Origin of the sequence: Bacillus sp. CH_48 (assembly GCF_038008465.1) — a bacterium.
GTDB lineage: Bacteria > Bacillota > Bacilli > Bacillales > Bacillaceae_G > Bacillus_A > Bacillus_A thuringiensis_S.
This window is the reverse complement of sequence record NZ_JBBOZF010000001.1, coordinates 5,736,131-5,750,781: the sequence shown is the minus strand read 5'-3', so window position 1 is coordinate 5,750,781 and position 14,651 is coordinate 5,736,131. Positions and strand designations below refer to the sequence as shown.

The following is a 14,651-nucleotide window of genomic DNA, read 5'->3' as shown; positions in this document are numbered from 1 at the left end:
GGATGGAATAAATGAAAAACGAAAGAATCGAGAAATTACAAGAAAGCTGGGAATTAGATGAGCGTTGGAAAGGGATCACACGTCCATATTCGGCAGAAGATGTAATTCGCCTGCGCGGATCAATTGATATTGAGCATACATTAGCGCGCCGCGGTGCTGAGAAGCTTTGGACATCGCTTCATACAGAAGACTATATTAACGCACTTGGCGCATTAACAGGAAATCAAGCGATGCAACAAGTAAAAGCTGGGTTAAAAGCGATTTACTTAAGTGGTTGGCAAGTGGCAGCTGATGCAAACCTTTCTGGACATATGTATCCAGACCAAAGTTTATATCCAGCGAACAGCGTACCTGCTGTAGTGAAACGAATTAATCAAACACTTCAACGTGCGGATCAAATTCAACATATGGAAGGAAGCGATGATACAGACTATTTCGTACCGATTGTAGCAGATGCAGAAGCTGGATTTGGTGGACAATTAAACGTATTCGAACTGATGAAAGGTATGATTGAAGCAGGTGCATCAGGTGTGCATTTTGAAGATCAATTATCTTCAGAGAAAAAATGTGGCCATTTAGGTGGAAAAGTACTACTACCAACGCAAACAGCGGTACGTAATTTAATTTCTGCACGTCTTGCAGCAGATGTAATGGGAGTGCCAACAATTATCGTTGCAAGAACAGATGCAGATGCAGCTGATTTAATTACGAGCGATATCGATCCTGTTGATAAAGCATTTATTACAGGAGAAAGAACACCAGAAGGATTTTACCGTACGAATGCAGGTCTTGATCAAGCGATTGCGCGCGGTTTAGCGTATGCACCGTATGCAGACCTCGTTTGGTGTGAAACGTCGGAACCAAATTTAGAAGATGCAAAACGATTTGCGGACGCAATTCATAAGGAGCATCCAGGAAAGTTACTTGCATATAACTGTTCACCTTCATTCAACTGGAAACAAAAACTAGATGAAAAAACAATTGCGAGCTTCCAAAAGGAAATCGCATCTTACGGTTATAAGTTCCAATTCGTAACACTTGCTGGATTCCATTCATTAAATTACGGTATGTTTGAACTAGCACGTGGCTATAAAGAGCGCGGCATGGCAGCATACTCTGAACTACAACAAGCTGAATTTGCAGCAGAAAAACACGGCTACTCTGCAACACGTCATCAACGCGAAGTAGGAACAGGTTACTTTGATGAAGTTGCACAAGTGATTACAGGCGGAACTTCATCAACGACAGCGTTAAAAGGATCTACAGAAGAAGCACAGTTTACGAAATAAAAGGAAGGGGCACCTGTTTGAAGGGGGCCCCTTGTTATTTTGTGAACGATTCGAAAAGAGATATCAATTTATCGGCAAAAAACGATACTAACTTTTCTTTATTACTAAATCAACGCCACTCAGCCCTATGATTACGAATAAACTTCATATCTTTCTCATAATGCTCTAGATGTCCTTCATCAATCATTCTTTGGAAATTCAAGTCGCCTTCTTGCGCTTTTCGTTTCATATATGTACATAACCCTTCTAATCGTAGCAACACCATTCCTAAGTAATCTTCATCCATATTTTTACCATAGGACTGAACGAATAATTTCACTCTCTCTTTAATACGATCTGCATGTTGCGATGATTCATAATGAATGGCTTCACCAGATTCTGTATAATACACTCTACTTAAAGGCACACAAGTATAAAGTGTATAAGCGATATCCCATAGTCTTGGACCAGGAGCAGCAACATCGAAATCAATAATCCCTACTGGCTTCTCATTATTAAAAATAATGTTATATATGGCAAAATCATTGTGGCATAAAACCTCAATGTTATTTGGCGTGTGATCCATCGGTTTCCAATCATCTAATAACGGAAAATCACTTACAGCATCATGGTAAAGGCGGAGCATCTTTGCGATTCCTTTTAATACATCATTAGATCGCATATATTCTTTTGAAGGATAATTCCCAGCTTCTCCTTCAATAAAGGATAAAACCTCTCTATCTTCTTCATCTACACCTAAAAACTTTGGAGTATAATGAAATCCTTTGTTTTCTAAGTGTTGTAATAGCTTATGGATTTTTGCGCTATCTGGCTTTAACTCTCGACGAACAGTATTTTCAGAACGATATACGTTCGAAACGTTTCCGCCTGTTAGCTTTTCTTCGTTATCGTAGTTTGACATGTGAAAATTCCCCCTATAATTAAAAAATCCAATTCCAAATAGTGAATAGACCAACAATGGCAGAAAAGAGAAGGCAAGCAAGGAATGCTAGACAGCCAAAAGGAACTAGCTTATCTTGCCATGTTTCTTTATACTCATAAATTAACTCCTCTGCTACTTTCTTCTGCACTGAAGATAAAGGTTGATCTTTATACAAAGCTTTTATATGGTTAGAATCGCCTTTAAACTTTAAAGCGAGTGCAATATGATGAGGGTTATTTCCCATTGATTTCTCAAATAATAAACATGATTCATGCATAATATCTGTTTTATGCTCCTCTAGATACCAGTAACGTCCAGCCATTTCTGGATATTGTAATTTATAATAAATATCTCCGAGTTGTTTTCGAAGATGTAATTCATTTGGGTATGTAAAGATGAGGCCGTGCAATCTGTCTCTTGCTTTTCCAAGATTATTATTTTCAATATCCTCTTCGATTCTTTTTAATGTTTTTCTAGGAATTTTGTTGTTCATAAATTCCTCCTTATTTGGAATAGAGATAATTATATTTTATAAGAAATACTAAAAATTAGAAATTCCATTTTAGAAAAAGATTGTACATTTTATTTAAATGTGCTATGATGATGTCAGTTGAATAGTTAAATTAAGCAATCCATATGTTATCAAGTGCTGAAAACGAACGAGAAAAAGTATGTGAGAACTAGTTTATGTTTCGTATTTGATAATGTGTGGATTCTTTTTTTAGACAGGAAGACTAAAAAATTTAAAATTTGTATTTTCTTAGGAGGAAATAATTATGGCAGTAACAGGACAAGTAAAATGGTTTAACAACGAAAAAGGTTTCGGTTTCATCGAAGTTCCAGGCGAAAACGACGTATTCGTACACTTCTCAGCAATCGAAACTGACGGTTTCAAATCTTTAGAAGAAGGTCAAAAAGTTAGCTTCGAAATCGAAGACGGTAACCGTGGACCTCAAGCTAAAAACGTAATCAAACTATAATTTTATAGTTGATGATGGAAAAAAGGATGGCTAATGCCATCCTTTTTTTTTTAGGTTGTGCAGAAATTTTTTTCAGAGCCTGTTTTTATATCTAAATCTCTTTTTCTATGTTACAACTGGTAAAAAATTATCGGGAATGCGTATTAGTTTCTGTAGAAGAATTAGTTCAGCAAGAGCATTTGCTGCGTATGATAGTAAATAACTATAAATTTGTATTCTCTGTTGAAATAGGGAAATCTTTTCCAGATAGACCTTGAGTAACATCTTTTTTGTTAGCGTTGTTGTTGGAATTTTGTACGTTTTGAGATGATGTTTCTAACAGTTGTTCTTGTTCCTTACTAGGGGTATTCAGAGCATCTGAGGGAATGCTATTAACCTGCTGATTTAATGGATTTTCTTTATCCATAGTATACAACTCCTTTTTAGAATTTGATAAAAAGCAATGTAATTATAAATAGCTACTTATATATATTGTGTTTTTGAATGACATTATATACAAAACTTATATTACAAAGTTAATTAATTGACGAATTGTTAGTGATGGAAAAAGATGTACAAATTTAAATTTTTTAGTAAAAATTAAAAGCGGGTAACAAGTACAAATACTCTTTCTCATGTTTTATATAAGGATCATATTACAAATCAAAAAAGATGTAGAGAACCTTGGAAGAAAATATAGTTGTTTTTCTAAGGGTGAAGAAGAATAAATAAAATGATACTACAAATATAAAAAGGCTTTCCAAAAAGGAAGGCCTTTTACTCTTTTTTCGCTACGTTTTTCTTCTCACGTTTTTTACATTCTGTACATTTTGATTTACGAAACGGTTTGGCAAAGAATAGCAGAATAAAAAATAAACCGAATATAATACTAGCTGAATTTTTCACGATAATGACGCTACTATTTTTCATTTGAATCGATGGTTGGATCTCTTTTTCTTCCATAGTGGCCCTCCATATATTGGATTTACATTTTAATTATAACAAAGTTAATTGTTGTAATGATGTGAAATGAGGAAGTGATTTCAAATATTTATAGCAGTATAAATGCTTTTTTGTGCACAGTGCCATCTTGTTATTTTTATATATTTATTTTGAAATTTGAAGAATGTTTGATAAATAATAAATTAATGTAAAATAGTAGAATGTGCAATCCGTTTTCTTTTCATAGGTGCTAAAATTATATATGCAGCTGCTAATATAAATGGAAAAAAGGAGATAATAGAGTATGGAAAGTAAAGTGGAACGCTATGTCGAAAATTATGTTGTAACGAAAAATACGATGGCCTTACTTCCTGTTATTCTAAGTGAAAAGAAAATTGTTACGCGAGTCGTTGAAATGAATGATTCTTTTTTCGTATTTCAAAAACCACTAGATATTATAGAAAGAAGTTGCCGAAAGCATGGTTCTAGTTTCTTAGGCAGAAAAGAAGGAACGAAAGAATTAACTCATATTACACATAAAGCACCGATTGCGATTAGTCCTACAGATCAACTTTATTTTTTCCCTACCTATTCTTACTCTAGAAAAGAGTGCGCTTGGTTGTCTCATTTTTATATTGAAGGTAATAAAGAATTAAAAGATGGAAATCTTATTATTAGGTTTATAAATGGCTTTGCTGTGAAATTAGAAATATCAAAAACTAGTTTTGAAAATCAACAAAATCGTACAGCGAAATTGCGTACTGAATATGAAGATCGTAGGAAAAAACAAGGGAGCCCTTGTTTTAAAGAGATTGATAAAAAAGAGGAATCAACATTAAGACCTGCTTATGAGAGAGTGTATTTTGTGAAGGAAGGCGAAGTGTGAAAGGATGGGGGAATCCCCATTCTTTTTTTGTTTATCCGCTATTTACCGGGCAGTAAGACGCACACATCAAAATTCAGCGAAAGCAAAGAAGTTAGGTGGGGCCCTGCTGCCTGTAAAAGCCGGATTGGTGAGGGTTGATTAAAGTTTCATTTTATCAATCTTTATAGATAAAGAGATGTGTTAGAAAAACCGAGTTGTAATTTCATTTACCGATAAAAATATCGGAAAACCACCTAAATAACAAAACGAACGACATTTCCTGTCGAATATTGATAGATTATCATAGCTAAATAATGAAGGAATTCTTATGAAAGATATGGAAACTTTAATAAATACATCTCCATATGTCGTATCTACCATTTCCTCTTTCATATAAGCAATGATACAGTAGGGATAGTATTTAGAGTAAAGGGGTAAAGTGTAGAATGGATTTTCAGACAATCAAAGAGTATTTTTCACCAGAAAATATGGATCATATTGTTGAGAGTTATAAAGCGTTCGGACCACTTCTTGGTATTGGTTTACCGATGATAGAGGCGTTGATTCCAGCTTTACCGCTTATTGTATTTGTACTGGCGAATGCTGTTGCATTTGGCTTTTGGCTCGGTTTTCTTTATTCATGGCTTGGATCAGTAATGGGTGCATTACTTGTCTTTTTCATCATCCGCCATTTTGGTCGCAGTCGTTTCTTTTCGTTTGTAAATAAGCATGAGAGAGTAAGAAAAGCAATGGGGTGGATTGAAAGGAAAGGATTCGCACCGATTTTTGTTATATTTTGTTTTCCGTTTACACCGTCAGCGCTAATAAATGTTGTCGCTGGTTTATCACGAATTAGTGTAAAACAGTTTGGGCTAGCGTTAGCATTCGGAAAACTTGTGATGATTTTTATTTTAACGTATATCGGTCATGATTTAATGTCATTTATTCATAATCCGGTGAAATCAGTCATTGTAGCGATTGGTATTTTTATTTTATGGTATGTCGGTAAGAAAATTGAAGTAAAGTTAGAACTACATTAAGAATAGTCTTCTTTGTAAAGGAAAGCTTCAGTATTAAAGGATAAGGGGAGAAGCGGATGAAGAAAACTTTGAAAAAAGAAGGCATAGAGTGGATACGAACAATTTTAATTGGTGTATTATTAGCTGTATTTTTTCGAACGTTTTTCTTCTCAACGTATGTTGTAGAGGGGAAGTCAATGATGCCGACATTGCAAGATGGTAATATGCTCGTTGTAAATAAGGTGAGTTATCAAGTTGGGGACTTGAACAGATTTGACGTTGTGGTGTTTCATGCGAATAAAAAAGAGGACTATGTAAAGCGAATTATCGGTTTACCTGGAGATCATATTGAATATAAGCATGATAAGTTATATATAAATGGACAATTTATTGATGAGCCGTATCTAGAGAAATATAAGAAAGAGATAAATGGAAGGCAACTAACAGGCGACTTTAAATTAGAAGAGTTAACGAAAGAAAAGCTGGTGCCACCCGGGTTTATTTTTGTAGTAGGTGATAACCGGCTCGGGAGCTGGGATAGTAGACACTTTGGCTTTGTAAAAGCTGATACAGTCGTCGGTAAAGTTGATTTGCGATATTGGCCAATTCAAGAGGTGCAAACGAATTTTTCAAAAGGTTGATATAATAGATAGAAGTATAGAAAAGACAAACAACTCAGTTTGTCTTTTTTCGTGTACTATAATACAATTATAGTAGCAAACTAACGTTCGTTATGTAAGTGAAAGGTGGGGTTACATGTCACTTCGATTTGTGATTGGTAGAGCGGGAAGTGGAAAAAGTACACTTTGTTTACGCGAAGTGCAAGAAGAGTTAAAACAACGCCCGAGAGGGAAAACAATATTATATCTTGTGCCAGAACAGATGACATTCCAGACGCAGCAGGCGTTAATTGGAAGTGAGGATGTAAGAGGTTCTATTCGGGCACAAGTTTTTAGTTTTTCACGATTAGCGTGGAAGGTACTACAAGAAGTTGGCGGAGCGAGTCGTCTTCATATTGATGAAGCGGGTGTACATATGTTACTCCGTAAAATTGTAGAGTCTCGTAAAGATGGATTATCGGTGTTCCAAAAAGCAGCGGAGCAAAACGGTTTCTTTGAACATCTTGGCAGTATGATTGCAGAGTTTAAACGTTACAATGTAACGCCATCTAACGTATATGAAATGTGGCAACAATTGGATGCGCATAGTAGCAGTGCCGAACAAAAGTTACTAGCGAATAAAGTGTATGATTTACAGCTATTATACGATGATTTTGAACGTGCTTTAATTGGAAAATATTTAGATTCAGAAGACTACCTGCAATTGCTAGTGGAAAAGCTTCCGCAGTCTGAATATGTAAATGGTGCGGAAATTTATATAGATGGATTTCATTCATTCTCCCCGCAAGAGTTAGAGATTGTAAGACAGCTTATGATTTGCGGAGCGAGAGTTACGATCACGTTAACGATAGATGAAAAAACGTTAGCACAGCCAGTAAATGAACTCGATTTATTTTATGAAACGACGTTAACGTATGAAAAAATCAAACAAGTAGCGCGTGAAGAGAAAATAGAAATTGAAAAAACAATTCCACTTATGGAACAGCCGCGTTTTCATTCTCCGGCATTAGCGCATTTAGAAGCTCATTATGAAGCGCGTCCGAATGAAAAATTTAACGGTGAAGCGAGTGTAACGATTAGCACAGCTGCGAATTTACGAGCGGAGGTAGAAGGTGTTGCTCGTGAAATTCGTAAACTTGTTGCGGATGAAAGGTATCGTTACCGAGATATTGCAGTGCTTCTTCGTAATGGGGAAAGTTATTACGATGTGATGCGAACGTTATTTACAGATTATAATATCCCGCACTTCATCGATGAAAAACGCCCGATGTCACACCACCCATTAGTAGAATGTATTCGTTCTGCACTCGAGATTATTAGTGGGAATTGGCGTTATGATGCGGTGTTCCGCTGCGTGAAAACAGAGCTTTTATATCCATTAGACGTAAGAAAAGAAACGATGCGTGAAGAAATGGATGAATTTGAAAATTACTGTTTAGCGTACGGTGTACAAGGAAAGAGGTGGACTTCAGAGGATCCATGGATGTATCGCCGTTATCGTTCTCTTGATGATACGAACGGGATGATTACAGACAGTGAACGTGAAATGGAAGAGAAAATAAATAGGTTACGTGACGTTGTAAGACCACCTGTTATTCGCATGCAAAAAAGGTTAAAGCGTGCAGGAACAGTTATGCAAATGTGTGAAGCAGTTTACTTATTTTTAGAAGAACTGGATGTTTCGAAGAAGCTAGAAGAATTACGTATACGTGCAGAAGAAAGTGGAGATTTCTTATTTGCGACAGATCATGAACAAGTATGGGAAGAAGTAATGAGTCTTCTTGATACATTTGTAGAGATGCTTGGTGAAGAGAAAATGTCTCTTTCTATGTTTACGGACGTTATGTCGACAGGTCTTGAGGCACTTCAATTTGCTAACATTCCGCCGTCATTAGACCAAGTGTTAATTGCTAATATTGATCACTCCAGGTTATCTGACGTGAAAGCAACGTTTATTATAGGTGTAAATGAGGGGGTCATTCCAGCAGCACCTATGGATGAAGGTATGCTTTCTGATGAGGAAAGAGAAGTTCTTGGTGCGGCAGGGATTGAATTAGCGCCAACGACGAGACAAACTTTGTTAGAAGAACAGTTCGTTATGTATCAAATGGTAACGAGAGCGTCTGAGAGGTTATACATTTCATGCCCGCTTGCAGATGAAGAAGGAAAGACGTTACTTGCGTCTAGCTTTATTAAGAAAATAAAAAGAATGTTCCCTAATGTGAAAGATTCATTTATTACGAATGACGTAAACGATTTATCACGTTCAGAACAAATTTCATACGTAGCAACGCCAGAAGTAACGTTATCTTACGTTATGCAGCAACTACAAACGTGGAAGCGATACGGATTTGAAGGGAATTTAGACTTTTGGTGGGACGTATATAATTTCTACGTAACTTCAGATGAATGGAAACAAAAAAGTAGCCGCGTCTTATCAAGTTTATTCTATCGAAATCGTGCGAAGAAACTAAGTACAGCAGTAAGTAGAGATTTATATGGAGATATAATTAAAGGAAGCGTCTCTCGTATGGAACTATTTAACCGTTGTGCATACGCTCATTTTGCACAGCACGGTTTATCACTTAGAGAGCGTGATATTTTCAAGCTTGATGCACCGGACATCGGCGAATTATTCCATGCGGCATTAAAGAAAATTGCGGACAAGTTATTGCGTGAAAACCGTACTTGGGCGGATTTATCCATAAAAGAGTGCGAGCATCTTTCTGTTTTAGTAATAGAAGAAATTGCACCGTTATTACAACGACAAATTTTATTAAGTTCAAACCGTCATTTCTATTTAAAACAAAAACTACAACAAATCATTTTCCGTACGTCAATCATTCTTCGTGAACATGCGAAGTCGAGCGGATTCGTACCAGTTGATTTAGAAGTGCCATTCGGTATGGGCGGTACAGGATCACTTCCGCCGATGGAATTCTCACTACCAAATGGTGTGAAGATGGAAGTAGTCGGCCGTATTGACCGTGTTGATAAGGCAGAAGATGAGAACGGGACGTTCTTACGTATTATTGATTATAAATCAAGTTCAAAAGCGTTAGATTTAACAGAAGTGTATTACGGATTAGCACTTCAAATGTTAACGTATTTAGATGTTGTTACTTCGAATGCACAGACGTGGATGAAAAAAGGCCAAGCAGCATCACCAGCGGGTGTATTGTATTTTCATATCCATAATCCAATTGTTGAAATGAAAGGTGACGCATCTGAAGCCGAAATTGAAAAAGAAATTTTAAAGAAATTTAAAATGAAAGGACTCGTATTAGGAGATGCGGACGTTGTTCGTTTAATGGATAACAAACTTTCAACAGGAAGTTCAGATATTATTTCTGCTGGCCTGAAAAAAGACGGTAGCTTTAGTGCGCGTTCAAGTATTGCAAGTGAGCAAGAGTTTAACATACTGCAAAAATATGTACACCATACGTTTGAAAATATCGGAAAAGATATTACAGAAGGTGTTATCGATATTGCTCCTTATAAAATGGGAAATAAAGCAGCGTGCACGTTCTGTAACTTCAAATCTGTTTGTCAATTTGATGAGTCACTTGAAGATAATCAATTCCGTACGTTAAAAGATATGAAAGATAGTGAAGCGATGGAGAAAATAAGAGAGGAGGTTGGCGGAGAATGATAGAAAATTGGCCTAAAAAACCAGAAGGTAGTCAATGGACAGATGACCAGTGGAAAGCTGTTGTAGCGAACGGACGTGATATTTTAGTTGCGGCTGCAGCTGGATCAGGTAAAACAGCAGTATTAGTTGAACGTATTATTAAAAAGATTATTAATGAAGAGAATCCAGTCGATGTCGACCGCCTGCTCGTTGTAACATTTACAAATGCAGCAGCGCAAGAGATGAAAAATCGAATTGGGGAAGCGTTAGAAAAGGTATTAATTGATGAACCAGGCTCTCAGCATGTAAGAAAGCAACTGAGCCTATTAAATAAAGCTTCCATTTCAACAATTCACTCATTCTGTTTACAAGTAATTAGAGGATATTACTACATGCTGGATGTTGATCCTCGTTTCCGTATTGCGAATCAAACAGAAAATGAATTGTTAAAAGAAGAAGTGCTAGATGACATATTAGAAGAAGAGTACGGAATCGAAGATAATACAATCTTCTTTGAACTTGTTGATCGTTATACGAGTGACCGTAGTGATGATGACTTACAACGTATGATTTTAGCGCTTCATACAGAGTCAAGAGCGCATCCAAATCCGGAAAAATGGCTTGATAAATTAGTAGAAGCATATGACGTAGAAGGAAAGACAATTGAAGATTTAGTATATGCTTCTTATTTATTAGAAGATGTGAAATTCCAGCTTGAAACAGCGGAACAGCATATTCGTAAGGCAACTGAACTCGCAATGCTTCCTGACGGTCCAGCGCCTCGCGTTGAAACCCTGCAAGCAGATGTAGCATTACTTGGAACGTTATCATCAGCTGCTCGTGAGTCGTGGACAAGCGTGTATGAAGCGATGCAAAACGTATCGTGGCAAACGTTAAAGCGTATTAAGAAAAGTGATTACAATGAAGATGTTGTAAAACAAGTAGACTCTCTTCGTAATAAAGCGAAAGATGAAGTAAAGAAATTACAAGAAGAGTTATTTAGCCGCAAACCTGAAAGTTTCTTACGAGATTTTCAAGATATGCACCCAGTATTAGAAAAGCTTGTTCAACTTGTAAAAGTATTTACAGAGCGTTTCCAAGCGATGAAGCGAGATAAAGGAATGGTCGATTTCACAGATTTAGAGCATTTCTGTTTACAAATTTTAAGTGAACAAAGTGAAAATGGTGAAATGAATCCGTCAGCAGTGGCGCTCCAATATCGTAATAAATTTACTGAAGTATTAGTCGATGAATATCAAGATACGAACTTTGTACAGGAATCCATTATTAAATTCGTAACGAAAGATTCTGAGAGTGAAGGAAACTTGTTCATGGTTGGTGACGTAAAGCAGTCGATTTATCGTTTCCGACTAGCTGAACCAGGACTATTCCTAGGAAAGTATAAACGCTTCACACAAGAAGGATTGGGCGGCGGAATGAAGATTGACTTAGCGAAAAACTTCCGTAGTCGTCATGAAGTACTAGCAGGTACGAACTTCATTTTCAAACAAATTATGGGCGAAGAAGTTGGAGAGATTGACTACGATGCTGACGCTGAATTAAAACTAGGTGCTACCTATCCAGAAGGTGAAGATGTAGCGGCAGAATTACTCTGTATTCAGCAAACGGAAGAAGAAGTAATAGACGGTGAAGAAGGTGCAGAAGTCGAAAAAGCACAGCTTGAAGCTCGCCTTATGGCGCAGCGCATTAAAGCGATGGTTGATTCCGGTTATGAAGTGTATGACCGTAAAACGGATAGTATGCGTCCTGTACAATACCGCGACTTCGTTATTTTACTTCGCTCCATGCCGTGGGCGCCGCAAATTATGGAAGAGTTAAAATTGCAAGGAATTCCGGTATATGCTGACCTTGCGACTGGTTATTTTGAAGCAACGGAAGTAAATATTATGATGAACGTATTCCGCGTTATTGATAATCCGATGCAAGATATCCCGCTTGCAGCTGTACTTCGTTCCCCAATCGTTGGATTAAACGATGAAGACCTTGCGACGCTTCGTGCTCACGGAAAGAAAGGCTCGTTTTATGAAGTAATGAGCTCATTCTTAAAAGGTGCACCGCTTGAAGAGGAACAAGAACTTCATGAAAAACTAGAGTGGTTTTATAACTTACTGCAAGGATGGCGTGAATTTGCACGTCAACAATCACTTTCTGATTTAATTTGGAAAGTGTACGGCGAGACAGGTTATTACGACTTCGTTGGCGGTTTACCAGCTGGAAAGCAAAGGCAGGCAAACTTACGCGTACTATATGACCGTGCAAGACAATATGAAGCAACATCATTTAGAGGATTATTCCGCTTCTTACGTTTTATTGAACGTATTTTAGAACGCGGTGATGATATGGGGACGGCGAGGGCCCTCGGTGAACAAGAAGACGTTGTTCGCATCATGACGATCCATAAAAGTAAAGGGCTAGAGTTCCCGGTTGTATTTGTAGCTGGACTCGGCCGTCGTTTTAATACACAAGACTTAATGAAACGTTTCTTACTCCATAAAGATTTCGGTTTCGGTTCGCAATTTATCGATCCGCGTAAACGAATTAAATACACGACATTATCACAGCTTGCGATTAAACGTAAAATGAAAATGGAATTAATTGCGGAAGAAATGCGCGTACTATACGTAGCGTTGACGCGTGCGAAAGAGAAGTTAATTTTAATCGGAACAGTTAAGGATGCAAATAAGGAAATGGAAAAATGGCTTGATGCGAGGGAACATAGTGAATGGTTATTACCGGATCACATACGTGCCGGAGCGTCTTGTTATTTAGACTGGATTGCACCTTCATTATATAGACACCGTGATAGTGAAATGCTTCTTGAATTAGGACAAGGAAGTATTCCAGATGAAATTTACGGGTATGACACGAACTGGAAAGTAGAAGTTGTGGACGGTAACACGCTACTTGCACCAGAGCCAGTTCAAGAAGAGAAACAAGAATTGTTAGAAGCGCTTCGTGAGAAAAAGGCTGTTCCCCTGCAAAGTGAACGGAAAGAAGAAGTGTACGACAGATTAATGTGGAAGTACGGATATGAGGATGCAACATCTTATCGTGCGAAGCAATCTGTTACAGAAATAAAGAGAAATTATCAATCTGAAGAAGGTAGCGATAATGCCTTTATTAAAAAACTACGTGCGCCAATTAAAACACGTCCGCGCTTTATGGAGAAAAAAGGATTAACGTACGCAGAGCGTGGAACAGCAGTCCATGCCGTTATGCAGCATGTTGATTTGAAGAAGCCGATTACGGTTGAAGTTCTGCAAGAGCAAATTGCTGGAATGGTAAATAAGGAATTATTAACATTCGAGCAGGCGGAAGAAATAGCGATTGAAAAAGTAATTTCATTCTTTGACAGTGATTTAGGTAAAAGGGTACTAGCGGCGAAAAGTGTTGAGCGTGAAGTGCCATTTACGATGATGCTTGCAGCAGAAGAAGCATATCAAGATTGGCAAGGGAAGAGTGAAGAAACGATTCTTGTCCAAGGGGTTATCGACTGCATGATTGAAGAGGAAGACGGCATTACGTTAATCGACTTCAAAACAGATACGATTGAAGGGAAATTCCCAGGCGGATTCGAACAAGCAAAACCAATTTTAGAAGATAGATATAAAGTACAGCTTTCGTTATATGCAAAAGCGCTGGAGAAAAGCTTACAACATCCTGTGAAAGAGAAATGTTTATACTTCTTTGATGGGAATCATGTTGTAAATATTGAGGAATAGAGGGGCTTGAAAATGGTAACGGAAAAAACGTTAAGAACTTGTGAAAAAGGACATGAATACTACAAAAGTAGCGATTGCCCAACTTGCCCGACTTGTGAGAAAGAAAAGAAACCTAAAACAGGATTTCTTTCACTTCTTTCATCACCAGCACGAAATGCGCTGCAACATCATGGAATTCACACGATAGAAGAACTATCCAAGTATAGTGAAAAAGAGATTTTAAAACTGCATGGTATGGGACCTGCGTCTATGCCGAAGCTTAGAAAGGCTTTGGAGGAGAGAGGGTTATCATTTAAATAAAATGAAATAGTGCCTCTTTACTACTTACTTGTTTATACTGCTATTTGTGGACAGTAAAGCTCTTTCTTATTAAAATTTCATTTTAATAATTTTGAATTAGATAAAAGAAAAAAGTAGGAGAATATCTCCTACTTTTTTTACGCTGTTCCAATCTGATCTTGATCCGCCACATCAGAATCAAACGTATTTGTTGCACTAACACCGTTAAACGTATTTACGACAAATCCAACATTGGAAGCCCCAGATCCGTTATAAGCTTTCGTGTTTTCTTTCGGAGATACGTTATAAAAATCTCCTAAGTTGAAAGAGCCGTTACTATTTTGAACGACGAGATTTCCTACAACCGAAGGCATACCATCCA

The 14,651-nt window shown here is 37.3% G+C and carries 13 protein-coding genes; 8 read left to right on the top strand and 5 right to left on the bottom strand.

Annotation, left to right across the window (positions count from 1 at the left end; genetic code table 11):
- Window positions 1-11: 11 nt before the first annotated feature.
- Window positions 12-1,289 carry an isocitrate lyase gene (aceA, locus tag N2V92_RS29115; protein WP_000787346.1) on the top strand — a complete coding sequence of 426 codons (1,278 nt, stop codon included), beginning with the start codon at window positions 12-14 and terminating at the stop codon, window positions 1,287-1,289.
- 109 nt (window positions 1,290-1,398) lie between these two features.
- Here aceA and N2V92_RS29110 read toward each other — a convergent pair whose 3' ends face one another.
- The gene (locus tag N2V92_RS29110; protein WP_016077980.1) at window positions 1,399-2,190 is read right to left on the bottom strand and encodes a phosphotransferase; all 792 of its coding nucleotides are present in this window, start codon (window positions 2,188-2,190) and stop codon (window positions 1,399-1,401) included.
- A gap of 19 nt (window positions 2,191-2,209) precedes the next feature.
- Window positions 2,210-2,704, bottom strand: coding sequence for a DUF6584 family protein (locus N2V92_RS29105; protein ID WP_016077979.1), 495 nt, complete (start codon window positions 2,702-2,704; stop codon window positions 2,210-2,212).
- Window positions 2,705-2,987: 283 nt separating this feature from the next.
- Here N2V92_RS29105 and cspA point away from each other — a divergent pair, with 283 nt between their 5' ends.
- Window positions 2,988-3,191, top strand: coding sequence for an RNA chaperone/antiterminator CspA (gene cspA / locus N2V92_RS29100; RefSeq protein ID WP_000301518.1), 204 nt, complete (start codon window positions 2,988-2,990; stop codon window positions 3,189-3,191).
- 202 nt (window positions 3,192-3,393) lie between these two features.
- Here cspA and N2V92_RS29095 read toward each other — a convergent pair whose 3' ends face one another.
- A complete protein-coding gene (locus N2V92_RS29095; RefSeq protein WP_000356922.1) occupies window positions 3,394-3,597 on the bottom strand; it encodes a hypothetical protein in 204 nt (67 codons plus the stop codon).
- A 350-nt stretch (window positions 3,598-3,947) separates the two neighbouring features.
- A complete protein-coding gene (locus tag N2V92_RS29090; protein ID WP_000391375.1) occupies window positions 3,948-4,133 on the bottom strand; it encodes a hypothetical protein in 186 nt (61 codons plus the stop codon).
- Window positions 4,134-4,416: 283 nt separating this feature from the next.
- On the opposite strand from N2V92_RS29090, the gene N2V92_RS29085 reads away from it, so the two are divergent.
- The 6 genes from N2V92_RS29085 to N2V92_RS29060 all read left to right on the top strand — a co-directional run bounded on the left by N2V92_RS29085 (window position 4,417) and on the right by N2V92_RS29060 (window position 14,290).
- Window positions 4,417-4,998, top strand: coding sequence for a competence protein ComK (locus N2V92_RS29085; protein WP_000444446.1), 582 nt, complete (start codon window positions 4,417-4,419; stop codon window positions 4,996-4,998).
- Window positions 4,999-5,423: 425 nt separating this feature from the next.
- Entirely contained in the window at window positions 5,424-6,017 is a 594-nt protein-coding gene (locus N2V92_RS29080) for a TVP38/TMEM64 family protein (protein ID WP_000347517.1), read from the top strand.
- 56 nt (window positions 6,018-6,073) lie between these two features.
- Window positions 6,074-6,637: a signal peptidase I gene (gene lepB, locus N2V92_RS29075; RefSeq protein ID WP_000751896.1), complete on the top strand. Its 564-nt coding sequence runs from the start codon at window positions 6,074-6,076 to the stop codon at window positions 6,635-6,637.
- Between the two features lie 115 nt (window positions 6,638-6,752).
- A complete protein-coding gene (gene addB / locus N2V92_RS29070; protein WP_016077978.1) occupies window positions 6,753-10,268 on the top strand; it encodes a helicase-exonuclease AddAB subunit AddB in 3,516 nt (1,171 codons plus the stop codon).
- Window positions 10,265-13,990, top strand: a complete 3,726-nt coding sequence (gene addA, locus N2V92_RS29065) for a helicase-exonuclease AddAB subunit AddA (RefSeq protein ID WP_016077977.1) — start codon at window positions 10,265-10,267, stop codon at window positions 13,988-13,990. Before addB ends, addA begins: the two co-directional genes overlap by 4 nt.
- A gap of 12 nt (window positions 13,991-14,002) precedes the next feature.
- Window positions 14,003-14,290, top strand: coding sequence for an RNA polymerase alpha subunit C-terminal domain-containing protein (locus N2V92_RS29060; RefSeq protein WP_000255718.1), 288 nt, complete (start codon window positions 14,003-14,005; stop codon window positions 14,288-14,290).
- A 137-nt stretch (window positions 14,291-14,427) separates the two neighbouring features.
- Here N2V92_RS29060 and gerPF read toward each other — a convergent pair whose 3' ends face one another.
- Window positions 14,428-14,643, bottom strand: a complete 216-nt coding sequence (gene gerPF, locus N2V92_RS29055) for a spore germination protein GerPF (protein ID WP_001141566.1) — start codon at window positions 14,641-14,643, stop codon at window positions 14,428-14,430.
- Window positions 14,644-14,651 lie beyond the last annotated feature (8 nt).